The organism is Candidatus Culexmicrobium sp. (genome assembly GCF_058356305.1).
In genome coordinates this window covers 20,821-43,076 of the sequence record NZ_JBTVBB010000021.1, presented here as the reverse complement: position 1 = coordinate 43,076, position 22,256 = coordinate 20,821, and the positions used below count along the sequence as shown (strand labels likewise).

General features: G+C 33.6%; 32 protein-coding genes. 18 read left to right on the top strand and 14 right to left on the bottom strand.

All coding sequences use genetic code 11. From position 1 onward, the window contains the following. The 3 genes from ACW8TM_RS06880 to ACW8TM_RS06870 form a co-directional block, all read left to right on the top strand. On the top strand, window positions 1-1,164 hold a 1,164-nt coding region (locus ACW8TM_RS06880; protein WP_491532546.1), incomplete at its 5' end, for a hypothetical protein. A 5-nt stretch (window positions 1,165-1,169) separates the two neighbouring features. Continuing rightward, window positions 1,170-1,457 (top strand): hypothetical protein, encoded by a 288-nt coding sequence (locus tag ACW8TM_RS06875; RefSeq protein ID WP_491532545.1) that lies wholly within the window; start codon window positions 1,170-1,172, stop codon window positions 1,455-1,457. Between the two features lie 48 nt (window positions 1,458-1,505). Then, window positions 1,506-1,793, top strand: coding sequence for a hypothetical protein (locus ACW8TM_RS06870; RefSeq protein WP_491532544.1), 288 nt, complete (start codon window positions 1,506-1,508; stop codon window positions 1,791-1,793). A 74-nt stretch (window positions 1,794-1,867) separates the two neighbouring features. On the opposite strand, the gene ACW8TM_RS06865 is transcribed toward ACW8TM_RS06870, so the two are convergent. Then, window positions 1,868-3,121, bottom strand: a complete 1,254-nt coding sequence (locus ACW8TM_RS06865) for a tyrosine-type recombinase/integrase (RefSeq protein ID WP_491532543.1) — start codon at window positions 3,119-3,121, stop codon at window positions 1,868-1,870. A 252-nt stretch (window positions 3,122-3,373) separates the two neighbouring features. Here ACW8TM_RS06865 and ACW8TM_RS06860 point away from each other — a divergent pair, with 252 nt between their 5' ends. From ACW8TM_RS06860 to ACW8TM_RS06845, 4 genes are all read left to right on the top strand, one after another. Beyond that, the gene (locus tag ACW8TM_RS06860; RefSeq protein WP_491532542.1) at window positions 3,374-3,697 is read left to right on the top strand and encodes a DUF134 domain-containing protein; all 324 of its coding nucleotides are present in this window, start codon (window positions 3,374-3,376) and stop codon (window positions 3,695-3,697) included. 84 nt (window positions 3,698-3,781) lie between these two features. Further along, on the top strand, window positions 3,782-4,591 hold the full coding sequence (locus tag ACW8TM_RS06855; protein WP_491532541.1) for a NifB/NifX family molybdenum-iron cluster-binding protein: 810 nt from the start codon (window positions 3,782-3,784) through the stop codon (window positions 4,589-4,591). Beyond that, window positions 4,588-5,496, top strand: coding sequence for a nucleotide-binding protein (locus ACW8TM_RS06850; protein ID WP_491532540.1), 909 nt, complete (start codon window positions 4,588-4,590; stop codon window positions 5,494-5,496). Before ACW8TM_RS06855 ends, ACW8TM_RS06850 begins: the two co-directional genes overlap by 4 nt. Beyond that, the gene (locus ACW8TM_RS06845; RefSeq protein ID WP_491532539.1) at window positions 5,493-6,386 is read left to right on the top strand and encodes a P-loop NTPase; all 894 of its coding nucleotides are present in this window, start codon (window positions 5,493-5,495) and stop codon (window positions 6,384-6,386) included. Before ACW8TM_RS06850 ends, ACW8TM_RS06845 begins: the two co-directional genes overlap by 4 nt. A gap of 9 nt (window positions 6,387-6,395) precedes the next feature. On the opposite strand, the gene ACW8TM_RS06840 is transcribed toward ACW8TM_RS06845, so the two are convergent. Together ACW8TM_RS06840 and ppa are read right to left on the bottom strand one after the other, a co-directional pair. Next, window positions 6,396-6,668: a MoaD/ThiS family protein gene (locus tag ACW8TM_RS06840; protein ID WP_491532538.1), complete on the bottom strand. Its 273-nt coding sequence runs from the start codon at window positions 6,666-6,668 to the stop codon at window positions 6,396-6,398. A gap of 12 nt (window positions 6,669-6,680) precedes the next feature. Further along, complete coding sequence (gene ppa, locus ACW8TM_RS06835; RefSeq protein ID WP_491532537.1) at window positions 6,681-7,208, bottom strand: inorganic diphosphatase; 528 nt, start codon at window positions 7,206-7,208, stop codon at window positions 6,681-6,683. 102 nt (window positions 7,209-7,310) lie between these two features. On the opposite strand from ppa, the gene ACW8TM_RS06830 reads away from it, so the two are divergent. From ACW8TM_RS06830 to ACW8TM_RS06820, 3 genes are all read left to right on the top strand, one after another. Then, complete coding sequence (locus ACW8TM_RS06830; RefSeq protein WP_491532536.1) at window positions 7,311-7,700, top strand: VOC family protein; 390 nt, start codon at window positions 7,311-7,313, stop codon at window positions 7,698-7,700. Window positions 7,701-7,809: 109 nt separating this feature from the next. After that, window positions 7,810-8,100: a hypothetical protein gene (locus ACW8TM_RS06825; RefSeq protein WP_491532535.1), complete on the top strand. Its 291-nt coding sequence runs from the start codon at window positions 7,810-7,812 to the stop codon at window positions 8,098-8,100. Between the two features lie 186 nt (window positions 8,101-8,286). Next, window positions 8,287-8,487 (top strand): hypothetical protein, encoded by a 201-nt coding sequence (locus ACW8TM_RS06820; protein WP_491532534.1) that lies wholly within the window; start codon window positions 8,287-8,289, stop codon window positions 8,485-8,487. A 208-nt stretch (window positions 8,488-8,695) separates the two neighbouring features. Here ACW8TM_RS06820 and ACW8TM_RS06815 read toward each other — a convergent pair whose 3' ends face one another. Continuing rightward, on the bottom strand, window positions 8,696-9,166 hold the full coding sequence (locus ACW8TM_RS06815; RefSeq protein ID WP_491532533.1) for a hypothetical protein: 471 nt from the start codon (window positions 9,164-9,166) through the stop codon (window positions 8,696-8,698). Window positions 9,167-9,624: 458 nt separating this feature from the next. Between ACW8TM_RS06815 and ACW8TM_RS06810 the strand changes: the two genes are divergently transcribed. Then, window positions 9,625-10,083: a hypothetical protein gene (locus tag ACW8TM_RS06810; RefSeq protein ID WP_491532532.1), complete on the top strand. Its 459-nt coding sequence runs from the start codon at window positions 9,625-9,627 to the stop codon at window positions 10,081-10,083. Here ACW8TM_RS06810 and ACW8TM_RS06805 read toward each other — a convergent pair. The 4 genes from ACW8TM_RS06805 to ACW8TM_RS06790 form a co-directional block, all read right to left on the bottom strand. Continuing rightward, a complete protein-coding gene (locus ACW8TM_RS06805) occupies window positions 10,070-10,204 on the bottom strand; it encodes a hypothetical protein (protein ID WP_491532531.1) in 135 nt (44 codons plus the stop codon). The two genes, ACW8TM_RS06810 and ACW8TM_RS06805, sit on opposite strands and share 14 nt — an antisense overlap. Window positions 10,205-10,420: 216 nt before the next feature. Beyond that, the gene (locus ACW8TM_RS06800) at window positions 10,421-10,720 is read right to left on the bottom strand and encodes a nucleotidyltransferase domain-containing protein (RefSeq protein WP_491532530.1); all 300 of its coding nucleotides are present in this window, start codon (window positions 10,718-10,720) and stop codon (window positions 10,421-10,423) included. A 29-nt stretch (window positions 10,721-10,749) separates the two neighbouring features. After that, window positions 10,750-11,142 carry a HEPN domain-containing protein gene (locus ACW8TM_RS06795; protein WP_491532529.1) on the bottom strand — a complete coding sequence of 131 codons (393 nt, stop codon included), beginning with the start codon at window positions 11,140-11,142 and terminating at the stop codon, window positions 10,750-10,752. A gap of 54 nt (window positions 11,143-11,196) precedes the next feature. After that, window positions 11,197-12,420 (bottom strand): YgeY family selenium metabolism-linked hydrolase, encoded by a 1,224-nt coding sequence (locus tag ACW8TM_RS06790; protein WP_491532528.1) that lies wholly within the window; start codon window positions 12,418-12,420, stop codon window positions 11,197-11,199. A 488-nt stretch (window positions 12,421-12,908) separates the two neighbouring features. On the opposite strand from ACW8TM_RS06790, the gene ACW8TM_RS06785 reads away from it, so the two are divergent. The 4 genes from ACW8TM_RS06785 to ACW8TM_RS06770 all read left to right on the top strand — a co-directional run bounded on the left by ACW8TM_RS06785 (window position 12,909) and on the right by ACW8TM_RS06770 (window position 14,500). Then, window positions 12,909-13,178, top strand: a complete 270-nt coding sequence (locus ACW8TM_RS06785; RefSeq protein WP_491532527.1) for a 4Fe-4S binding protein — start codon at window positions 12,909-12,911, stop codon at window positions 13,176-13,178. A gap of 373 nt (window positions 13,179-13,551) precedes the next feature. Continuing rightward, entirely contained in the window at window positions 13,552-13,674 is a 123-nt protein-coding gene (locus ACW8TM_RS06780) for a hypothetical protein (protein WP_491532526.1), read from the top strand. Beyond that, window positions 13,675-14,100, top strand: a complete 426-nt coding sequence (locus ACW8TM_RS06775; protein WP_491532525.1) for a hypothetical protein — start codon at window positions 13,675-13,677, stop codon at window positions 14,098-14,100. It begins immediately after the preceding gene. A 226-nt stretch (window positions 14,101-14,326) separates the two neighbouring features. Then, window positions 14,327-14,500, top strand: a complete 174-nt coding sequence (locus tag ACW8TM_RS06770) for a hypothetical protein (RefSeq protein WP_491532524.1) — start codon at window positions 14,327-14,329, stop codon at window positions 14,498-14,500. Window positions 14,501-14,567: 67 nt separating this feature from the next. Here ACW8TM_RS06770 and ACW8TM_RS06765 read toward each other — a convergent pair whose 3' ends face one another. The 3 genes from ACW8TM_RS06765 to ACW8TM_RS06755 all read right to left on the bottom strand — a co-directional run bounded on the left by ACW8TM_RS06765 (window position 14,568) and on the right by ACW8TM_RS06755 (window position 17,116). Next, window positions 14,568-15,374, bottom strand: a complete 807-nt coding sequence (locus ACW8TM_RS06765) for a hypothetical protein (RefSeq protein WP_491532523.1) — start codon at window positions 15,372-15,374, stop codon at window positions 14,568-14,570. A gap of 176 nt (window positions 15,375-15,550) precedes the next feature. After that, window positions 15,551-15,946 (bottom strand): Zn-ribbon domain-containing OB-fold protein, encoded by a 396-nt coding sequence (locus tag ACW8TM_RS06760; RefSeq protein WP_491532522.1) that lies wholly within the window; start codon window positions 15,944-15,946, stop codon window positions 15,551-15,553. Continuing rightward, complete coding sequence (locus ACW8TM_RS06755) at window positions 15,947-17,116, bottom strand: thiolase family protein (RefSeq protein ID WP_491532521.1); 1,170 nt, start codon at window positions 17,114-17,116, stop codon at window positions 15,947-15,949. Window positions 17,117-17,239: 123 nt separating this feature from the next. Here ACW8TM_RS06755 and ACW8TM_RS06750 point away from each other — a divergent pair, with 123 nt between their 5' ends. The 3 genes from ACW8TM_RS06750 (at window position 17,240) to ACW8TM_RS06740 (ending at window position 20,472) form a co-directional block, all read left to right on the top strand. Continuing rightward, entirely contained in the window at window positions 17,240-18,157 is a 918-nt protein-coding gene (locus ACW8TM_RS06750) for a S16 family serine protease (RefSeq protein ID WP_491532520.1), read from the top strand. Window positions 18,158-18,213: 56 nt separating this feature from the next. Next, a complete protein-coding gene (locus tag ACW8TM_RS06745) occupies window positions 18,214-19,032 on the top strand; it encodes an inositol monophosphatase family protein (protein WP_491532519.1) in 819 nt (272 codons plus the stop codon). Window positions 19,033-19,098: 66 nt separating this feature from the next. Next, window positions 19,099-20,472, top strand: coding sequence for a glycosyltransferase family 39 protein (locus ACW8TM_RS06740; RefSeq protein WP_491532518.1), 1,374 nt, complete (start codon window positions 19,099-19,101; stop codon window positions 20,470-20,472). Between the two features lie 20 nt (window positions 20,473-20,492). Here ACW8TM_RS06740 and ACW8TM_RS06735 read toward each other — a convergent pair whose 3' ends face one another. The 3 genes from ACW8TM_RS06735 to ACW8TM_RS06725 form a co-directional block, all read right to left on the bottom strand. Further along, entirely contained in the window at window positions 20,493-21,317 is an 825-nt protein-coding gene (locus ACW8TM_RS06735) for a hypothetical protein (protein WP_491532517.1), read from the bottom strand. A 97-nt stretch (window positions 21,318-21,414) separates the two neighbouring features. Next, on the bottom strand, window positions 21,415-21,558 hold the full coding sequence (locus ACW8TM_RS06730; RefSeq protein ID WP_491532516.1) for a chromatin protein Cren7: 144 nt from the start codon (window positions 21,556-21,558) through the stop codon (window positions 21,415-21,417). 229 nt (window positions 21,559-21,787) lie between these two features. Beyond that, the gene (locus ACW8TM_RS06725) at window positions 21,788-22,255 is read right to left on the bottom strand and encodes a CBS domain-containing protein (RefSeq protein ID WP_491532515.1); all 468 of its coding nucleotides are present in this window, start codon (window positions 22,253-22,255) and stop codon (window positions 21,788-21,790) included. Window position 22,256: the final 1 nt, after the last annotated feature.

Here is a 22,256-nt window from a genome sequence, read left to right as displayed (position 1 = left end):
AGAGGGGCTTCAGCCTTCGGCTTCACCTATGGACTAGATGACCATGTCTTTAAATCAACTGGAAAAATGATGAAACTAGTTGGAGCAGGATATAAAAAAGGCTTCAAAATTCCAAGAGTAAACATTGATAAAAATATTCTTGAAATGCTGGAAAGCTATTATCCATGCATATTCAATTCAACCGAAGACATAAGAGAGTTTATGAAGCAGAGAACAATAACCATCATAATGAAGAAAAGCAGAAACCCAAAACTAAAAGGAGTAGAACCAACACCACAAGAATTAACTGAAATAAGAGACGAACTCTATCTTTCAAGACTAACACTTTCATGGAAAGTCCATCAAACAATGAATGAAATATTCAGCAAATTAACCGAAAAATTTATTGGAAGAGATCTAGAAATATGGCTTCCACTACTAACAATAGCTAAATTACTTGGAGAAGACATCTATGAGAATGTTTATGAATATATGGTTGAAGACATAAAAAATAGAGAAAGAGAACTATATAGAAAAGAAAAGGAAATATTAACAGCAATATATGGTCTTTTCAACATAAATGAAAATGAAATAGAATTTACAGCCTCGACACTATACGGAAAATTAAAAGAAATATATGTATCCGATAAAGGGGAATATAGTGATAAAGAATTTGAAAAAACATGGTCTCCAAGGAAAATCGGGAGAAAACTAAGCAGTCTAGGATTAAAACAAAAAAGAACATCAAACAAAAGATTATGGACAATAACAAAGGAAAAACTAGATGAATTAATCAATCTCTATGGTAGTGACATTAGTGACATTAGTGACGTTAATATAGGAGGAAAAGAGGTTAAAAAACGTGAAAATCAACATATAACTTCAAATAATTTAACTTTTGAATTAAAAAAAGAAAAAGAAATTAACTCAAATTCAATCTCAAAATATGAATTATTAAAAGAAGAAAACAGAAAAAACGCCTCTCAAACCTATATTAATGTCACTAACGTCACTAATGTCACTAAACTATGTATATATTGTATTCATTGCATTAAGCAAACATGTGAAGTAAAAGGAACTTTCATTACACCTTCAACATTAGCTGAAAGTTGCGAATATTATCAACCCCGCTCTAAGATCATTAAGAGTGGTAGTATTTGCAATAAAGAGCCTAGGGGGAAATAGCGAAAATGAGCAATCTTAAAACAATTAAAGTTAAAGCCTCCACTTACATGGAGTTGCTTAAACTTAAGAAGCGTTTTAGATCAGCTAAAAGTATTGATGATGTAATTGTCAAGCTCATCTCTAAATATAGGAATTCACTCCCCAAAATATATGACATATACTATTATTGTAGTATTTGTAGAAGATGGATCCCTAAGCATGAAGCAAAGTTTAGTAAGGGGAAAGTTAAGCGCCCTATATGTCCCATTTGCCATCAAAACCTTAGAACTAGAGCTAAAGAAAAGTCGAAGTAATTTATCTTTAATAATCCTCTCCTCAATTGATTTTCATAGGTGATTTATGTGAGGGTAATTGAGAAGTTAAAGTTAATGGGAAGAAAGGGTTTCACTACAGTTCAGATTGCTCTTACTGGAATGATTACATTAATCGTCACATTAATGTGCATGTATATGATTGTAGGCCAACTTGAAACAACCGGTCAACAAATATTAAATAACACTAGTGGTCTTCAAGCCTTTAATGACTTTGTAAGTAATTTTTGGAGTTCAACAAGTTTAATGGCAATACTACCAATAATCATAGTTTCAGCATTAATAATAGGCTTCATTTCATATAGATCATCTAGCTAGAAATATCTCTCACACACAAAAATAAAATACGTTCATCAACGCAATATTATTAGTTAATTGATATATATTGTTAATTACATGAAGTAGCTACTGTTAACTGTTTTCTTTTCAAATTCCTTTAGCTTCCTAGTTAAATACTCAATTTTCCTTATTAAATCCATATATTTCTCTTCTAACTCTTTTCTTCTAACTCTTTCTTCTTCAAGTCTTCGCTCTAATTCTCTTAATTTTTCCCTGCTTACCTCCATGATGGTTAGGTAGGGTATGGTTTTCCTATATTCATTTACTATTTGTTTTAGTAGTTGTGGGTTTTCAATGTTCCCGTAATCTTCATATACACTTTCAACTCCTCGTTTATGTCCCATGGTGAATTCAACTAGTGTGGGGTTCATTCCAGCTATTTTGCTCCATGTGGAATAGTATTTTCTAAGGGTGTGTATATGGTATGTGTGCCATCTGCCCTTTTCTTCTATTATTTTTTTCCTAGTCCTCTTTATACGTGTTGTTTTTACTGCTTTTCCAACTGTTTTTAGATGGCGTGTCCAAGCCATGGATATACTTAGGGGGTTCATTGCGCCTCCCATTTTACTTGGGAATAATAGGCTTTCAGGTTTTAACTCTTCTCCCTTCTTCTCCCTTTTCTTTAAATATAACATTATATGTTTTAATGCTTCAGCTGTTAGGAAGGCTATGTATGGTTTATCTGCCATTTTGCTTATTTCAGGGCTGACTCTAATAACTCCAATGTCATCTCCACTTATTTCAACATTGTTGTTTAAGGCTTCAATTAAAGGTTTAAGTTGTCCTTGACGGTAAATGTAGATGTCTTTAAGTCTAATGAAAACCAGTGTGCCCACACGTAAGCCAGATGAAATTAAAGTTAATATAATGGCTTTCATTTTTAGGTTTGCTGCCTTCAAAATAAGCTTTAAGTCCTCCCTGCTTGGAGTTTGATCTCTTTCAACCCGCCTTCCACTTGGAAGTTTAATTAGCCTCCAGTCAATGTTCAGCCACTTCTCTTTGCTTAAATTTGCTTCCAACCATTTTCGAAGAGCAGCCACATAGGTTTGAACTGAACTTCTAGCCAGTCGCCTTTCATGTAGGAGGTAGTTAATATAATCATTAATGGTTTTCTCCCAATCCACCTTTTCAACTGGAATTTGCATTGGAATTTCAACCTGCATAAACCTTGCAAACTCCATTAAATGTTTAACATAATTTGTTACTGTTGTGATGCTTTCACTTCTACTGTAAATTTGATATGCCATTCTCCTTATTGTTTCATCTTCTTCAATCAGCCTTCTAATTTTAGGGGTTAAATCTTCCATCATTTCACATTAAACTTTACCTGTAACCCTTTATAAATTTAACCTAAACTTACAAGTCTATGTAAACCATCTAACATAAACATTTTTTACACCACTTTCCTTCACTTCTTCTAGTGGGATTTCACTAAAATGCATTATTTTTACCATAATATCACCATTAATACTCGCTTTACTCTTCCTTTAAGCATTTTCCTGTTTAAGAGTAAATTAATTATGTGATGTATGATTATTCATTACTGGACTGGTGTTTATATGAGAGGCCCACCTTGGAGATGGCGTAGGAGACATAGAGGACCTGGTCGCCCCCCGAAGCCTAGAATTATTGGAATGCAACCTAGAGCAGTAATGTTCATTCCTCTAGATGAATTTAGGGTTCCAATTGAAGGTGAACCAGTTTATTTAACTCCAGACGAAGTTGAGGCTTTAAGACTAGTTTACCTTGAAAAGATGAATCAAGAATCTGCTGCTAAAAAAATGGGATTGTCAAGAGGATCTTTATGGAGATGTCTAGAGAGTGCTCGTAGAAAGGTAACTCAAGCTCTTATTGAAGGTAGGCCAATATTTTTAACAGCTTAGTAGATGTTTTAATTTCGTGTTATGGCACAAAATTTATAAATATCACTTTATATCACCTTGCATTGAAGTAATGGTGATGTATATATGCGTTTTCTAGTTCCTTTAGAAAATAATAACGAATTAAATTCTGTTATATCTTCACACTTTGGAAGAGCACCATACTATGCGATAGTAACCATTACAACTAATGGTCAAGTTGATTTAAAAGTGAAAAGTTTAATGCTCGAACATGGAGAGAGATGTGGAGCACATGACTTAGTGGATATGTATGACATTGACGCAGTTGTTGTGAAGGGTATTGGTCCTAGAGCTGCTAGTGTATTTCAATCTAAGGGGATTAACATTTTCATAACTAAGGCTAATAATCTCAATGAATTAATTGATGAAATCAAGAACAACAAATTGATGCCATATTCACTTGAATTATCTGAATGTGAACATGTAGATAGAATGTTTATGAGACGGCGTAGACCCGCATATCCATATCCTCCTTTCATACCTCCCCCATATCCTTACATTCCTCAATCTCAAGTCACTTTCCCTAAGAAGATTGAGAAAAAGTCGGGAGTAATTAGAGTTGCAATTGCATGTCAAGGTAGAGGTGGGCTTGACGACTTTGTTTCAATGCGATTTGGTAGAGCTCCTACCTTTACCATTATTGATATTGAAGGGTCTGAAATAAAAAATGTTAGAATTGAGCCTAATAGATTTCTATATCAGCCACATGGAGTTGGAGTAGCAGTTGCACAATTTATAACTAATATGGGAGTCAATGTCGCTGTGGCTGGTAGATTTGGACCTAATGCAATGCAAGTACTTCAGAGCTTGGGAATTAAATTGGTTACAGTTCCTCCTAACATCAAAGTTAGAGATGCATTGAGGCAGATATTTTGAAGAAAATTTTTGAAATTGCCATTGTAAGTGGTAAGGGGGGAGTAGGTAAAACTACAGTATCAGCCAGTTTAACATATTATCTTTTCTATAAGGGTATTGGGATTATTGCTTCAGATGCTGATGTTGACACACCTAGTCTGAAACTCTTAGTTCCACTTAAAAACACGTATAGAAGAGAAGAGGTTGTTGTGTCAAAGAAGGCAGTTATAGATCCAGATAAATGTATAAGGTGTGGAAGATGTATTGAGAAGTGTGTCTATGATGCAATACTTCGCACAAAGCTAGATGAAATTAAAGTTTTACCCTATATGTGTGAAGGATGTGGAGTATGTAAGTTAGTGTGTCCAGTTGATGCTATAGAAATTTTGAAAAGTAAGACTGGAGAGCTAATTGTCGGGGATACTACTTATGGTTTTCCATTAGTAACTGCACAGTTAGAAGTTGGAGAACATAATTCAGGTCTACTGGTTGGAGTAGTAAGAAATGAAGCTTCAAAAATTGCTGAAGATAAAAATGTTGAAGTTATTGTAACTGACGGTGCTCCGGGAATAGGATGCCCAGTAATTGCGACTCTTATAGGTGTAAGTTATGCTATAATAGTTGTTGAACCTACACCACCCTCATTGAAAGGTGCATTAAGAGTAATTGAGGTAGCCAAACACTTTAAAGTTCCCATTGGAATAATTGTAAACAAACATGATATAAGTGATTTCACAGGTAGAATTGAAGAATTAATAGTTAATGAATATCCAGATATAGATATTCTAGGCAAGATACCATTAGACTTTGAGGTTGTAAAAGCTGTTGCACAGAGAAAACCAATAATTGAATTTAACTCGAAGGCTAGTGCATCCATCGCCCTTATAAATGCATTTGAAAACCTGTTAGAGAGGATTGAGATATGAAGAAGAATATTACAGTTGCGATAACAGGAGGGAAAGGTGGAGCTGGCAAATCAACCATCTCTATTAATTTAGCTGAAGTAATCAGCAACAACTTTAAGACACTCCTCATCGATGCAGATGTCGACAATCCTAACGACTCTCTACTATTAGGATTAAAGACAAGTAAAATTGATGAAATTAAAGCTTTTGCACCAGAAATAATAGATGAGAAGTGTATTAAATGTGGAAAATGTGTAAAGTTTTGTCCAGAACATGCATTAATAATGAAGCCTGGAGAAAAACCTATACTTCTAATAGATCGATGCTCTGGATGTAAAGGTTGCAAAATTATTTGTCCAACAAATGCAATTATAGATAAAGGCAAAGTTCTTGGAACAATTTTTAAGGGTTCAAGAAAAAATCTTTCTCTCATAGGAGCAGAGTTAATAGTAGGCGAAGCAAGATCTCCAATTGTAGTTAGATCATTAATGAATAAAATATTCAGAAAATGGAATGAAGCAAACAAATATGAAGTTATAATAATTGATACAGCTCCAGGAATACAAAACACTGTCATACAAGCGTTACGACACGCAGACATAGCCTTCATAGTATCTGAACCAACCCCCCTAGGAATATTCACTCTGAAATTAATGGTTAACGCTCTAAAAAAATTAAATCTTCAAGGATGTGTAATAATCAATAGATCTAACATTCCTAATGCATTAAAAAATGAAGTTAAAAAAACAGCATTAAAAAACAATATTAAAAACATTTTTGAAATACCATATGACCCAAGAATTATTAAATCTACACTAGAGGGCATTCCCTACGTAAGAATTATTCCAAACTCTCCAGCTAGCAAGACTATAAGGAAGATTACAAATTTCATAATTGAAAAACTACATTAAATTAATTATTCATAATCCTCCCGATGCAGGAGGCATTAACACTATTTCATCATTTTCATTGATTTTAGTGTCCAGTTTCACTGCTACTCCATTAAGTAAAGTGATTATTGGCCCCTCACTTTCAACATCGATTATGTGGAGTCTAGGCCACTTCTTCTTTAGAATATTTAATACGTCTCCTAAAGTTGAACTTTTGGGCACATTGACAAGAGCTTCTTTTAAACCGACAATATCTCTTAGAGTTGAAAGGAATTTAACTTTAACCTCAATTTCACCTGTCATATCTAGAATAATTTAAGAAGTCTTCCTTTTAAATCGTTCTATAGCCTCCAAAATTATCTTCTTGGCTTCTTCAGCTTTTAAAAATCTTCTAACTCTAGACCATTTATGCGGCTCTAAATCCTTATAATGTTCAAAGAAATGTTTAATTTGACTTAATATAAATTCAGGTAAATCATCTAAATCTCTAACCTTATCAAATGTTGGGTCAACATCACTTGTGGGAACAACAATAAGCTTATGATCTATACCACGTTCATCTTCCATCTCCAAAATACCCACAGGTCTAACTTTAACTATCGTTCCAGGAAACAAAACTTCATTAATAATTATGAGAGTATCAAGGGCCTCACCATCAGGCATCAACGTACTCGGAATAATCCCATAATTATATGGATAAGCCATTGCAGTATAAAGTATCCTATCAACCATTATTAATCCAGAATCAATTTTCAATTCATACTTAACATTTGAACCCTTCGGTATCTCCACTATTACATATAATTCATTAGGAGGGTTTGGACCTGGAGTTAATTTTGGCAATCACATACACCTCTAAATATAATCCCTATACAAACCTAACTTATAAGTTCATCTTAGAATTATAGGCAATTAGAGTGTCTCAATCAAGTAGGTGGAGTCATTATGTATTTGGGAATAGCTCCAATGCTTCTTGTGGAGAATGTAGATGAAGCAATAACATGGTATATTAGTGTTTTTAAAGCGAAACTCCAAGATACTTTTCCTCAAAAACCTCCCCTTGAATGGGCTTCTCTCCGGCTTGGAAATATTGAAATAATGTTTTCAGAAAAGAAAGCAACTCAAAGATGGTATTCTAGCAAAGTTATGATTTCAAAATTACCCGCAAATTTCATAGCCTACATTTATGTTGAAGATGCCAATACTCTATATAATCAAATCAAAGACAAGGTGAAGATCATAATGGAACCAATAGACCAACCCTACGGGATTCGGGAATTTGCCATTCAAGACCCCTTCGGATTCACAATAATATTTGCACAAACCATAAAATAAGTAACCTTTAACTAATAACTAGAGGTTGCTTCAAGTTTAGCTTCAATTTATTTAAATATGTTAGGTTAAGAAAAGTAGATGGTATTCACTTATTGGAAATATGTGAAAAGTGACTAGTAAGGAGATCTTCTACTTTGATAGACCAGGGCCAGTTAACACTGAAAAAACCTTAGAGTTATGGATTGCACAGGCCCTTGAACTTGGCATTGAACACATTGTTATATCCTCACTTACTGAAAAGAGTGTTTGGCTGGCTGTAGAGAGGATGCGGATTATAGGTGTGCTGGGAAGGCTGCGTCTTGTTTGTGTAACCTTCCGCGCAGGTGGAGCTTGGAACGTCTCTGAAGAACTCCCAGACATACCGCATTGGCGTGAGATACCTGAACTTAAAGCCCGTTGAGAGGAGAGGAAAGGTCAAGATCTTAAGACCGTTACCTTTGATTTAACCATTCGTAAGAAATTACAAGAACTAGGTGTACCGGTTATTCAGACAACGGATATAGGCTATGATATTAATAGATCCCTAGCCAAGCATCTATGTGTAAGTACTCCTAGGACTGTCATGAAGGAGGCATTATTCACAACATTGACAGCAGCGGATAGTGGCGAAGTCCCCATCGACAGAGAAGTGGTGGCCTTTGGTGGGATAGGGCAGGGATTAGACACGGCGGCTGTCATTAAGCCTTCCTATTCAGACCAAGTTTTCCATCCTAAATATGGATTGGAGATACGAGAAATGATTTGTAAGCCGAGGTCTATGATGGGGGGCTTTTGGAGTCTATTATGATCATGCAGGGGTGTTTAGATTTTCACAAACAACAATCAAATAGTAAAAGAGAGTTAGGATTAAGCTAAAGATTAAAAAAGATAAAATTTTTATCCCCTAATGTAAAAAGTTCTTCTAAGACTATTTCGTTTACTTCTTGTAGCATAACATTTTAATTTCAGAGTAAAAAGAATCGTGTAAATTATATCAATTTTAGCATAAGTGAATTCTATACTTCTAAGTTTATCCTAAAATGTTTTCTAACTTCCTTATTTCTCAATATTGCTTTAATTATAATATATATGACTATGTTTGTGATTATTATTGCAATGGTTACCGGTAGTGTTAAGCCATATTCATAAGCGTAGTGTCCTCCCAATACAGCTATAAGTTGTGTTGGCATAAATGTCCCCAGTGATAATGGTATAAGGAACCAAGCTTCATAATAATCATGTTTAAGATAAGTTGCAATATAAATTATTGTTGAAATAGAAGCCATAACATTCAAAATATATGCAATCCGAAGACATCTCAAATCTCCCATTAAAATACGAAAAGCTAAGAATAACGGAATTAGGCTAGGAATAAGTATTACGATTGCAAAGGGTCCTAAAGTTCCAAGATTAAGAAATATACAAACTATCACCCAAATGAACATAAACATCACAAAACCAGGAATACTAGAAGTTTTAGAAGACAAATAAATCCCACCTCAAGAACAGATTTATTTCCCGCTAATATTTGCCTTCCTACAACTATTAAGATATGCTTGAACTTCTTGCAAAGTATCTTTTCAACTTTAAAGCCTATTACTATTGATTCTCCTAGTTTTAGCTTCACATAGGACTTATCTTTTGTTTTAGGATTTTATTACTTCTCCACTATTTCTACTTACTGCCTTAGTGATTGGTGTATCAAATCTATTGCTAATAGTATTATTCTATCAATATAAGTTGTTTTGTTTGAATTAACTAATCTAATTTTATAGGTTCCATTATATACTTTTAAGTCTTCTTCAATTAAATGAGCATCAGCGCCATCTCTGCTATAGTTTATTAATATTGAACATTCTTACCTAAAACATATAGTTTAAGCGGATCATTAATAGCAAGTGTTTAAATGAATAATATTGCATAGTATTTTTACTGGGTGATGTATATGGAGAAAGCAGTGAAGCCTGAGTTTGTTGATTTAATCATGTATGGAGTTTATTATGCGGTATATGATTTACTTGGGGAGAAGACTTGGGAGGTTGTCTGGAGAGCTGGAGAAGTAGTTTTCCATGAAGTTAAGGATAAACTTGGAATTACAAGTGAAACTGAACCATTTGAAGCATTGAGAAGAATGGCTAGTTGGCTTAAAGAGATGGGCTATGTTGAGTATATTGAGGTTAATCGTATAGGTGAAGATGAAATAGAATATGTGATGAAAGACCCGATAATAACTCCGGGAGCTAAAAAATTAATTCAGCAAGGACGGGTACCTGCACATATTTCAACAGCTCTAATGTTTGCTATCCTTAAACAGTATAATATGAAGGCTAAAATGATTGGTGACCCAGTATTTCTGCCTGATGGAAGAGCAATAGAGAAATGGAAGTTAATTAAATTTGATTAGTTTCCTGCTTTAATGGGATGTATCCTATTAGGTCTAATATGGCATGAACTCTGTACGTTATTCTAACTAAACTTTTTCTGGCTTTACTCAAATCAGCAATAAAAGAAGTATAATATCTCACTCTGAGACATCTTAAATCTTCATCTATAATTTGAGTTGAATAATCTACAGAGACAATTGAGTTATTAACTGGTTCAATAACCTCTAAATTTAAGATTCCAACTGTTAATGATTAATTATAGGAGAGTAAATTTCTTCTTTCATCTTAAACATGTCAATAATTAAACATTGATCAACCCTATCTGCTTCATCAAAAATTAAAACTAGGGTAGTAGTTTTAATTTATTTGCAACTTTACCCAATACTTCTCAATATCCTGCAATAATATGCTCTTCTTCTTTATTTTTCTGAATTCTTCAGGTGTGTATAGTAGGAGTTCTACCGAGATATCTTGGGGGAGAAGTTTCCTGATTAGGGCATATCTTTTACCTACGCTTAGGTTTCTAAATTTTTCTGATATTACTATTAAGTCTAAGTCACTATTTAATAACCAGTCACCTCTGGCATAGCTTCCTATTAGATAGACTATGGTTTCTTCACCGATTTCTTCTCTAATTTGAAGTAGAAATTTACGCAATATTTTTAATCTTTAACGGTAATTTTAGTTTATTTAGCTTTGAGTAGTTTTCTAATATGTTTGACAGCTTCCTCGGCAACTTTTAATAATCTTTCAGCTGTTTCCTTGCTAATACTTTCCCATGGTCTTTCTAGCCCAGAGTTGGGATATCTAGCTATAGTGTAGTAGGGTGATAATTCTGTAATTTCAATTTTTAAGTTTTCAGGCATACTTATTGAGAGTTCACTTAGAAGTCTGGAGAGATCATGAGTTTTGTGTGGACTAATTCTCTTTAGGACAATGAAGGCTGCGTTCAAAGCTTTCTCGACTGCTTGATGAGCAGCAAATAAAGCCCAGTTATATCTTCTATTCCTAAATGCAGACCAAGCTTCTTCAAAATCTATAATTGATCCGTCAAGCCAATCTCTAGCTTCTCTTCGCAAAATTTTAGCACCTAGGTAATATTGCGCTTTACCTCTAATAAAATTAAGTAGTTTTCATCTAATTACTCTTCCAGCCAATCTCAGCATTAATTTAGAATATATTCGATAAGCATTAATTAGGTCTCTAATTTTAATGTGGTCTTCGTATGTGTGGGTGTACTTTTCCTCTCCTGGTCCAATTCCAATTGTTGGTATTCCTAGTACTCCTGCAGTATAATTGGCATCTGTACCGAAGGTGTATGGTTTGGTTTTAGGTTTACGGCCGATAACTTTCTCTACTATTTTGACTGCTTCTTGAACAAATGGATGATTTTCATCTATAATCCATGGTCTACCCATAACTTTTTTCAAGATATGGGTATTGCCGCGGTAATCATTAACTTTGACTTCACGTATTTTTACTGATGCCTTAAATTTTGGGTCTTCTCTTGCCAATTCATTTAGTAATTCTTGAAATTGATGTAAAGCTGTTTCTTCATTTTCAGGTGGAACTAGTCTTCTTTCTAGAATTATTGTTGCTTCATCTGGGATTGTGTCATAGTCTGGGATACCTGGACGGCAACTGATAGCTGTAACTGCTAATGAACTTTTACCTAAAATTGGATGTGACGGCAATTCTTCATTAAGTTTTTCTAGTTTTAATAAAACTTTAGCCATTTTATAAAGTGCATTTATTCCTCGCCAAGGAGCTGAGCTATGGCATGCTTTACCATAAGTTTTAATTTCAACCTCTATTCTTCCACGGCCACCAATAGCAATGTCAAAATTTGTCGCCTCACCTATAACTACATAGTCGGCTTTTAATTTATCCTTCTCAAACAAATATTTCATTCCAATACATTCTAATGACGGTTCCTCCATTACAACACAAGTTACATAAACTGTTCCACTAAGTTTGTCTTTGAATTTTTCCGCTAATTTTCCTCCAGCGAAAATCATAGATGCCAATGCACCTTTCATATCAGCTGCAGCTCTACCCCAAATAGCGTCATTAATAATTTCAGCAGAATATGGGTCAACTCGCCACTTTTCTCTAGGACCAGCAGCAACATGATCCATATGTCCATTAAACATAACTACTGGTTTATCATGATAGCCCTCAATTTTGCCAATAACATTTCCAATACCATCCATTTCAACGCTATCATACTTTAATTCCTCCATTTTGCTTGCAATAAGCTCAGCAACTTCACCTTCTTCACCAGGTAAACTTCTAGTCTGAATCAGCTTCCTAGTAAAATCAATTAACTCTCTATAATCACGATTCATCATTGGCATAGTTATCAATTAAAAGTGTATCTCATGACCTTAATAGTTTAACCCCGCTAGCCTTTTACATAAATTCACATTATTCTGGTATTATGATACTCATTTCTATTTTCATCTATTTTCCTTTAATGTATCTGGATTGCTTAAAGCTCTAATTGATGTCACATACTTCATATGATTTGGGTATTTTAATGGAGTATCCTGTCTATTTTACATCCATCTAGAAAACAATAAGTATTTCAGCTGTTTAGTCTGTCTCAATTATTTTGACTTATACATTATAATTATGAACTTAATTTAACTTAACATGAAATTATATTGATGAAATATCGTAAACATTAAGCGTAGAGTATATATTTATCTTGAAACTCGAAATTATTCTGAATTGCAATTAACTTTATAGTTGATTTTTACGTAATTTAATAATCTACTTATCGAATGTAAATTCATAAAGTTTTTACGATAGTGGAGACGAATAGTTATTAAAGGTGTAAAACGTGCAGTCAAGCAGTTTACAATCAAAGAAAGCCAAAAGCTTCGAAATAGTAGTCATTGCTGAAAGATGTAAAGGTTGCGGAATCTGTATTGGACTTTGTCCAGTACAAGTTTTAATTAGTAGCTCTAACTTTAATAGTAGAGGTTATAACTATGCTGAGGCAAAGTTTCCCGAGAAATGTATTGGTTGTAGAATGTGTGAGCTCTATTGTCCTGACTTCTCCATATTCATTAAACCAGCTGACAAACCTAAATTCACACTAATAAAGTAACATTAACAACATTAAATTTAAAGTAATTCAATTGCATGAACCTAAATTAATGATCAGGAAGTAATAATTAAACCCTTATCATAGCCTCACACATAGTCATCACAATTCTTTCTAAGAAAGTAAACTTATAAGACTTTTAACTTTAGTAGAGGATATCTAGATGTAAACTTCTAGATTTTACAATTTAATCTTTGTAGGTCCACAGTCTTTTATAATTTATTTGCTGAATATCTGAAGTGACTTTTGAGGTTTGACTGGTCACTGGGGGTTAAATTTAGATAGATATCCTTAAAACATAATTTTATGATTATTTAGGAAGTCTTAGGTTAGATTTAATAATTACTCTTAACTTACATGGTTATAGTGATAGAATATGAAAAAATATGCTAATGTGATTCAAAGGTTAAAGATGTTGAGAAGAATGAAGCGAAGAATTAAATTTATAGGATACATGAGGAAAACTGGTAAAGTAGTTAAATATGTGAGGGTTGAATAAGTGGGCATTAGACTTAAAATTAAAATAATTGTAGGTAATAAAGTTATTGAAACCTCAGCACTAATGAATTCTGGATTTGAAAGCGATAAGCCAGACATATGCATACCCATAGCTCTAGCCAAAGAATTAAATCTTTGGCCTCCATCAAAAGAAATACAAAGCGAAGAAGTAATAACTGCTGGAGGAGAAATAAACGTTTACACATTCAATATAGAAGCTAAACTACAACTAATCATTAATAATGAAGTAAGAGTAGAAATCCCATGCACACTAATTGTCAATCCTTACATAGAGGAAGTCCTATTAAGTGATTATGTAATAGATGAACTAGGCATTATCGCCATAAGTTTTAGAAAAGGCCTCTGGAGACATAAAAATGACCCACCAACAATTATCAGAGAAAGCGAAAAACCACAATACTGGTAAAATAAAACACAGCTCAACACTCTAAATTTGACATATAAAAAAGCTAACAAACAATCCAAACATAAAGTTATTTAGAAAACAATACAGACCTCTCAATTTGCTCTTTCTCGAGTTTCAGCTTCTCTCTCTACTAGAAATTATATTATATCAATTAAACTTGATATAATATAATATAAGTTTAATTTTAAATTTTAAATTTTAATTTTAAACTTGATTAAGAGTATATTTGGGTTTAATTCTTAAGTCTCAGCTATTAATTAGGGCTGGAATATTGGATATTCCCAAAGCTGAACCTATTATTAATGTTGATGTAGGTATTTCTTCAAGTGTTACCGGTATGCTTGATATACATATACATTTGTCTAGTAAGAGGAGTCCAGCATCTGCTGGAAGATCATAATCCATCAATTTAGGTTTTTACTTAAGTATTTGTGTTATAATAGTCATGTTGGGTGCTTGATGAGTAATTAACCAATTATCACATCATATGCATTGAATATTTCATTTATTATTAGCCCAGTAAACTCCATTAATAGATATATAAGTGCTCCAATTACTGATAGTATAAGTTTGATCCAGGGAACTTCACCATATTTCTTTGCTTTGAGTAGTTCTACTGAATTTAACATGAATATTAATCCATCTGTAAATTGAATTTTGTATGGCATCACTGTCATTATGGGTATTGGTATTGGAATTAGATTAATGAATGATAATAGTCCGTTAAACAGTGCTAAATTTAATAATATTATTGGTAGTAGAAAGAAAAAGTCATTGTTTATATTGCTAATTAAGTATTTCTGATAACTTCTGTAAATAGACTTTATTGTTAACAGCATTATTATAGCTAAAACAGAAATTAATCCATTAATTGCTGGTCCACTAATTGCTATATTAGCTTCATTTCTTAGCCTCTCTAAATACTTCTCTTTAGCAATTTTCTCTGGAAAGTGATGAAAAAGTGTTTCTAACGGTGATGCTGGTTCTTCCCATTTAGTATAGGTTGGTAATATTAGGGTGAATGAACCTTTAGTTTTAATAGCAATTATCACTCCCATAAGTATTCCTGGAATATAGGCTCTTATCTCTACATTCATCTTACCATATTTTTCAGCTATAATTTTATGTGTATATTCATGGAGTATTATGAATATGCTTGGTATAAAGCCGAGTACTATTATAGTTTCTAGATCGTAGTCTGGGTATACAAATATTAGGGCTGATGAAGTAATTGCAATGAGTAGTTCAATCCAATTTCTCCAATTAATATTCACAATTAAAATTTGTCATGCTAAAAGTTAAAGTTATCGAAAAATATACGTTAAATCGAGAAATAAAAGTTTACTTTCTATTGAAATTAACTTTAAGTGACAATAGTTTTAACAATAATAAAAAGTGTTTGTTTAATGTTAGACTTACTTCTAGTAATTTATCTTTGAAGATGTCCAATCTAGATTGGTGCGAAGTAATATCTAGTCCATTTTGGCCATTTCTCATAGTTGGTTTTTTCAAATTTTACTTTGACTTTTAGTCCAATTTTTAATTCTTCAAATTTAACATTTCTTATCATACTTGGAATTTTTACTCCTTCCTCAAGTTTAATAATTCCTACTGCATAGGGTGTTAGATCCATAAATCTTGGTGGAGCAACATGTATTATAGTGTAGGAGACTATTTCACCTATTCCTTTTAACTCAATCCATTTAAAATTATTTGATCCACATTTTATACATGAAGGTTTTGGGGGAACATGGATTTCTCCACATTTCAGGCATTTTGCACCCATTAATCTTTCTTGATTGCAGAATTCATAGAAGCTTTCAATTGTGAAAGGTTTTTCCTCCATTTAATCACCTCTCCTAAATATGTGGATTACTGCTGATGCTCCTGAACCTCCAACATTATGTGTTAATCCAATTTCAGCGTTATTGATTTGCCTTTTACCAGCTTCTCCAGTTAATTGCAGATATATTTCATAGGCTTGGGCAGCCCCCGTTGCTCCTACTGGATGTCCCTTAGCTTTTAATCCACCGCTTGTATTTACTGGGATTCTTCCTCCAATGAGGGTTTCCCCTTCTTCAATTAGTTTTCCTCCCTCCCCTGGTTTGCAGAATCCTAGATCTTCATATGCTATTATTTCAGCTATGGTGAAACAATCATGGACCTCAGCTACATTAACATCTTTTGGTTCAATTCCTGCCATTTTATAGGCTTTTTCCGCTGCGATTTTAGTTGCTTTTAGGCTTGTTAGACTTTCCCTTGCATATAAACCTATGGTGTCATTGGCATGTCCAACACCAATTATATTTACTGGCGTATCAGTATATTTTCTCGCTATTTCTGGTCTAGTTAATATTAGGCATGCTGCTCCATCTGAAATTAATGAGCAATCATATAGTTTTAATGGCCATGCAATCATTCTCGATGATAAAACCTTTTCAATTGTAACTTCCCTTTGCATGTGGGCTTTTGGATTTAATAGTGCATTGCCATGATTTTTAACTGCGACTAGGGCCATTTGCTCTTCTGTTGTTCCATATCTATGCATGTGTGCCACTGCCATGAGTGCATATAGTCCTGGGAATGTCAGTCCATGCCACTGTTCAAATGGGAAGTCTGCAGCCATTGCAAGTATATCTGTGGCTTCGGGAGTACTTCTATGGGTCATTTTCTCTACTCCACCCACAAGTACAATGTCATATAATCCAGAAGCTATGGCTATAACACCTGTATGTAAAGCAACTCCAGAGGATGCACATGCACTTTCTATTCTAAATCCCTCGCAACTTAATAGATTGCTCCATTCTAACAGAGTGGGGGCTGTATGTTCTTGATGTTCGAAGGATCCACTCATTTGGCCAATAAAGGCAGCTTGAATGTCTTTCAATTGAATATTTGGACATCGATCTAGAGCTTCAGTGAGAGCTTCAGCGAATAGTTCTCTACTGTATAGCCCTTCTCTTTTGCCAAATTTAGATAGACCTGCGGTGATAATGGATGCCAATGGTTGACTCATATTTTGCACCAATGAAGTTGTATTTATAGGTTTATATAAGTTATAAGTTTATTGTTGACCCATTGAATGTGATTAAAATCTTTATATTTTAGAATATGATAACGCTTATGACGGAGTGATTTTATGGCAAATAATAGAAGTGTGATAATAGCTGTTTTAACATTAAGCTTACTGGTTAATGCGGTTCTTGCTCCCTTAACATTTATGTTCTGGCATAGGAATCAGAGATTGTCTGAAACTGTTAGAATTTTGTCTGAAGAAGTTAATAGACTTTCTGATGATGTCAACCTGTTAATTCAAGAGTTGAATTTGACTAAAAAACAATTAGAGTATTATAGGAATCAAGTAAACTATTATTCCTCTCTCATTGAGAGAGGGGAGAGCAACTTAACTGTTTATGGTGTTTGTGATGTAAATCTAGTTGCAGTTAAAGCTGTGCCGAAAGGATTATTTTCGGTTGTCTATGAGGGTGTTACTTTAAAGTGTAGTGTTGAATTAATTGTAGGTGAAGGGAGAATTCTAGTTGACACTTCTCCCAGGATTGGAATTGATCTTCAGGCTAGTGCTAGGACAGCGGTTTTAGTAGCTGAAAGATATACTGAAGTTTCCTTAGCTAGTGTTGATGTAATTATTTCGATTTATGCTGATGAACCAGTTGATGTAGTTGATGGGCCCAGTGCTGGGGCCGCTATAACTTCAGCTATTATTGCTGCTATAAGAGGTGAAAAACTAAATAATTCTGTTTATATTACTGGAACAATCAATGTTGATGGAACTATCGGCCCTATTGGAGGTGTTGTGGAGAAGGCCATTGCAGCTGCGGAAGCTGGTGGAAAGCTATTTTTGGTTCCTAGAGGGCAATCTAAGGTTTTAGTGAGAGTTCCAAAGGAATATCAAATTGCACCTGGAGTATCCATTATTGTATACAAATATAAGGAGATGGATTTAGAGGACTATCTTAATGATCAAGGTTATAGAATTAGAGTAATTGAAGTCGGAAATATTGATGAAGCTTATAGATATCTCGTTGAGAGCGGATAGTTAGAAAATGTTATTAACTTTAAATTATGTTTTTCTAGTTATTGGAGGATAAACAATTGTATAGGGAGTTTTTAGAGGTAATCGTCAACTGCTTGAAGAGTACTAGAAAAGTAATTTTAAATGAAGTTAAGAAGCCGGAGGCTAAGAAGATAATTAAAGAAGGAGAACATGATACTACTAAGTTAATAGATAAGATTGCTGAAGATAACATTATACAAAATCTAAGGAGTGAATTGGATTCCGGTGTTATAATTAGTGAGGAATGTGGAGTTATCAGATTAGGTGATATTTCTAAGCCAATAATAGTTATAGATCCTCTAGATGGAAGTACAAATGCCATTAGGGGTTATCCCTGTTACTCAATTTCAATTGCAATGGCATTAGAACCAAAATTATCTAAAATAGTTGCTGGGGGGGTAATCAATGTAGTTACTGGTGACCTATTTACTGCATTAAAAGATGAGGGCGCCTTTCTTAATGGTGAACCAATTAGACCTTCCCATATAACTGAAATTGAAAGGGCACTTATAGCTGCTGATTTAAATGTTAGATCTAGGTTTCCCAACTATGTAATGAAGATGGCAAATATAATTGAGAGAGCTAATCACTTTAGATTCATAGGTACAGATGCCCTGGAGATTTGTTTTGTTGGTGCTGGAATTTGTGATGCCTTTATAGATTTAAGAGGTTTTCTTAGAGTCACTGATTTTGCTGCTGCATGCTTTATTGTTAAAGAAGCTGGAGGAGTAGTAATGGATGATAAAGGGAATTCTCTAGATATTGAGTTAAGGCCTGATAAAAGAGGAAAATTTATAGTGGCATGCACAAGGAGGCTTGCCACTAATATTTTAGATTTATTTGGCAAATTTCCTTAGATTGCTATTTTACACTACCTCTCAATATGAAAACAATATATAAACACTGATATTAATTGTAATTTGATGAAAAGAAATATTAATTATAATAAATTATCCTATGAAGCGATTATTCCATTTATACTTTTTATATTAGCTTTCACATTCTATTTTTGGTTATTAACAAAGGATTTTCTAATTCCAGGTATAGATGGACCATACTACCTAATTCAAGTTGAAGCTATTCTCAAGGGTTTAGGAATGGTTTATGGTGATCCACCTTTTATTTTTTATTTGGCATCTCTATTTGCATCATTATTTGGTAATGTAAGACTTGGTATAGCAACTGCTGTTTCTTTAATGGTTTCATTAACCTGTTTTCCATCTTATTGGCTTTTTAAAAAGATCTCCGGAAATTATTTTTCAGCTATTATTGGCTCAATTCTTTTAGTTTTTTCTCCTCAAATGGTTAGATTGGCTGGAGATTTAATGAAGAATGCTGCAGGAGTCTTTTTTCTAATTCTCTCAGTATACTATACTCTAATTGTTTTAGATGACTGGAATTTTAAGAATTTCATACTTGTCGTTTTAAATGCATTTCTTACTTTTCTAACTCATTCCTTAGATACAGCATTATTACTTTTCTTTATGATCACATGCTTAGTTGGTACCATAGTATATTGTAAGCGAGAGGCTCGAGTCTATTTAATGAGGCTTTCCGGAATAATTTCTTCTATTTCGCTTTTAATATTGATAACTTCAATTATTTTTCCCTATTACTTCTCTGACGTTAATAAGGGAATTGCCTTTATTAGGGATGTATTCTTTCTAGGTACAACTGGTAATCGAATTTCAACTTTATTCCGCCCTAAACCGGCAAGAACATGGCCTGCAGTTACATTTTTTGAATTAGCCTATGTTTTACCATTCTTAATGGCAGGCACTATGCTGTTAATTGAAACTTATAAAAGGAAGTTGAAGAAGAAGTTTATAATGCTATTTTCAGCTGTTTCCCTCATTGTACTCTGTATTCTCCCATCCTTGTTAGGGTTGAGAGATTGGGGTTGGAGATTTATGTTGATGAATTTTATTCCAATATCCTTTATTCTAAGTTCTATTTCACTTGACAGGGATAAAACTAATTTAATAGCTCTCATAACCATCTTGGCCTCTTTTATCCTTGTCCAAACTGCAAATGCGGTTGTGATGGTTAGACCTACGATTTCAATAGATATGTATACTGATCTAATTAAAATTAAGGATATTATGGGTGACAATGTATCATATAGAGTGGCTTATCCTAGGGGTTGGAGTAGATATTGGCCAGAATACTTGTTCGGTAAGGGTTTTGATTCTAAGCCAATCTATTTAATTGTACCGAAAGATTCACCTTCTCCACCGCCGTTTTGGAGATTAATTTATGAGGGTAAGAAACTCAGGCTGTATAAAATTACCAAGTAAAACCCAATAAATTTATTAACTCAGCTTCTTAAGAAGACTGCTAACGTAATGTTTAGATATACAATTAGGAAGCCTATAAGGAGGGCTCTTTCAATTCTTAAATTTTTAGCTACTCCAATAGCTGTAGATAATAGGAGACATGATATTATCTGAAATATTAATGTCACTATTCCTAGTGTAAGATTATCAATTGAGATTAAAATTAATTTAATTAATGGAGTTACCAGCAGAGGGACAGTTGAAAAAGCTAACCCAATAAACATTTGCTTAAATCCACTCATACGTCCATGAAATATTAATGGAAACAAGTTTGTTAGTCCATATATTATAAGCCAACTAATAACAAATTTAACAGCTATGATCCATGGTGGTTGAAAAACATTTATAGAAAAAGTAAATAGAGTTAATTCGACTCTAGTTTGAGCACAAAGCCAAGCTGCAAAAACTAAAATAGCCAATGAAATTGGAAAAGTTATTTTCTGTGCTTCAAAAATAGTCATAAAAATCCATCTTGGATGAAATATTAAACTAAGTTTAAATCTCAATCTAGATGGAATTAAAGGTTTATAAACTCGCATATCCAGAAATGATTCTTGGCCGTTTCTTATGAGATTATATGCTATCCACCCTTTTTCAGTTAAATAGTACTTTTTGTTTTCATCTCGACCTATTAAATCCCTTAGAAATTCTAGATTATAATATAGTGAGCCTGTGCTTATATTTAAAGCTCTCTTAATTTCCATTACTCCTGCTTTGCCGCGGGTGCCTAGTAACTCAATTATCTTTCTTCTTAATGCGCTACCTAATGCTTGATACATTCTGGATATCTCTTCATCACTAGCCAATTTTACCCCTCTCGATACAATCTTTGTAACGGACGTTAAAGGTAAGATTTACTCTGAAAAAAGGTAGAGGGATTTTTATTTTAATGTTTTTACTTGTCTATTTTATCCCTGATCTGAAGAATGCTCCGCAATTAGGACACTTAAACAATCCAATCGTAACGCCTTTTCTGCCTTTGGGAGCAAGAGTCCAAGTTTTCATTGGGGATTCAACTTCAGTACCACACTTCGGACATTTAGCCATTCTCAACACCTCATGAATACATCATTAATTATATTCAATGATATCATCATGATGTTTAATGAATATAAACCTTACGATGATGGACTGTAAAGCCTTTACTGTGCTTTAAATGCTTAAATGAGTTGTCTAATTTTTTATTTTAGAAAATTCGTTTCTACCATCATTTTATTTGAAAAATAAATAATTATGATTTATGATAAAATGATCTTATTCGACAGTTATCGTAAAACTATGTTTTCAATTTATACAGTGCAAGTATTAAGATGTCAATAAAACTCAGCTCGCCCAGTAATTTTCCATCCTCGCTTATAACTGGAATTTCATCCATTAAATTTTCAACCATTTTCTTTGTTACTTCAGCTAATGTGTCATCAGGATGACAAGCAACAATTTTCCCGACATAATCATGAGCTGTAGTTCCAATTATAAATCTAAGTCCAATACTTTCATGGTCCTTTCTTAATACATCCATTTTTCCAAGCTTTAGAGCTATAAATTCGAGTATCATTCTCGGAGTTATAATGCCAACTAATTTTCCTTCCTCAACCACGTAAAAGGTTCTTCTTTTTGGCTCACTAGCCATTAACTCCAATACCTTTACGATAGGTGTCCCGCTATCTATAATTCCTCCATGTACTGGTCTCATAACTTCTTGTACTAATATTTTTCCAATTTCTTTTATTTTTGTAATGTCCAAT

Bases quoted from the DNA above. Each gene is read 5' to 3' on its own strand.
- ACW8TM_RS06780 (WP_491532526.1), top strand. From the start codon at position 13,552: ATGAAAAAATATGCTAATGTGATTCAAAGGTTAAAGATGTTGAGAAGA.
- ACW8TM_RS06865 (WP_491532543.1), bottom strand. From the start codon at position 3,121: ATGGAAGATTTAACCCCTAAAATTAGAAGGCTGATTGAAGAAGATGAA.
- ACW8TM_RS06755 (WP_491532521.1), bottom strand. From the start codon at position 17,116: ATGAGTCAACCATTGGCATCCATTATCACCGCAGGTCTATCTAAATTT.
- ACW8TM_RS06840 (WP_491532538.1), bottom strand. From the start codon at position 6,668: ATGACAGGTGAAATTGAGGTTAAAGTTAAATTCCTTTCAACTCTAAGA.
- ACW8TM_RS06855 (WP_491532541.1), top strand. From the start codon at position 3,782: ATGCGTTTTCTAGTTCCTTTAGAAAATAATAACGAATTAAATTCTGTT.
- ACW8TM_RS06740 (WP_491532518.1), top strand. From the start codon at position 19,099: ATGAAAAGAAATATTAATTATAATAAATTATCCTATGAAGCGATTATT.
- ACW8TM_RS06730 (WP_491532516.1), bottom strand. From the start codon at position 21,558: ATGGCTAAATGTCCGAAGTGTGGTACTGAAGTTGAATCCCCAATGAAA.
- ACW8TM_RS06760 (WP_491532522.1), bottom strand. From the start codon at position 15,946: ATGGAGGAAAAACCTTTCACAATTGAAAGCTTCTATGAATTCTGCAAT.
- ACW8TM_RS06830 (WP_491532536.1), top strand. From the start codon at position 7,311: ATGTATTTGGGAATAGCTCCAATGCTTCTTGTGGAGAATGTAGATGAA.
- ACW8TM_RS06790 (WP_491532528.1), bottom strand. From the start codon at position 12,420: ATGCCAATGATGAATCGTGATTATAGAGAGTTAATTGATTTTACTAGG.
- ACW8TM_RS06845 (WP_491532539.1), top strand. From the start codon at position 5,493: ATGAAGAAGAATATTACAGTTGCGATAACAGGAGGGAAAGGTGGAGCT.
- ACW8TM_RS06860 (WP_491532542.1), top strand. From the start codon at position 3,374: ATGAGAGGCCCACCTTGGAGATGGCGTAGGAGACATAGAGGACCTGGT.
- ACW8TM_RS06875 (WP_491532545.1), top strand. From the start codon at position 1,170: ATGAGCAATCTTAAAACAATTAAAGTTAAAGCCTCCACTTACATGGAG.
- ACW8TM_RS06750 (WP_491532520.1), top strand. From the start codon at position 17,240: ATGGCAAATAATAGAAGTGTGATAATAGCTGTTTTAACATTAAGCTTA.
- ACW8TM_RS06810 (WP_491532532.1), top strand. From the start codon at position 9,625: ATGGAGAAAGCAGTGAAGCCTGAGTTTGTTGATTTAATCATGTATGGA.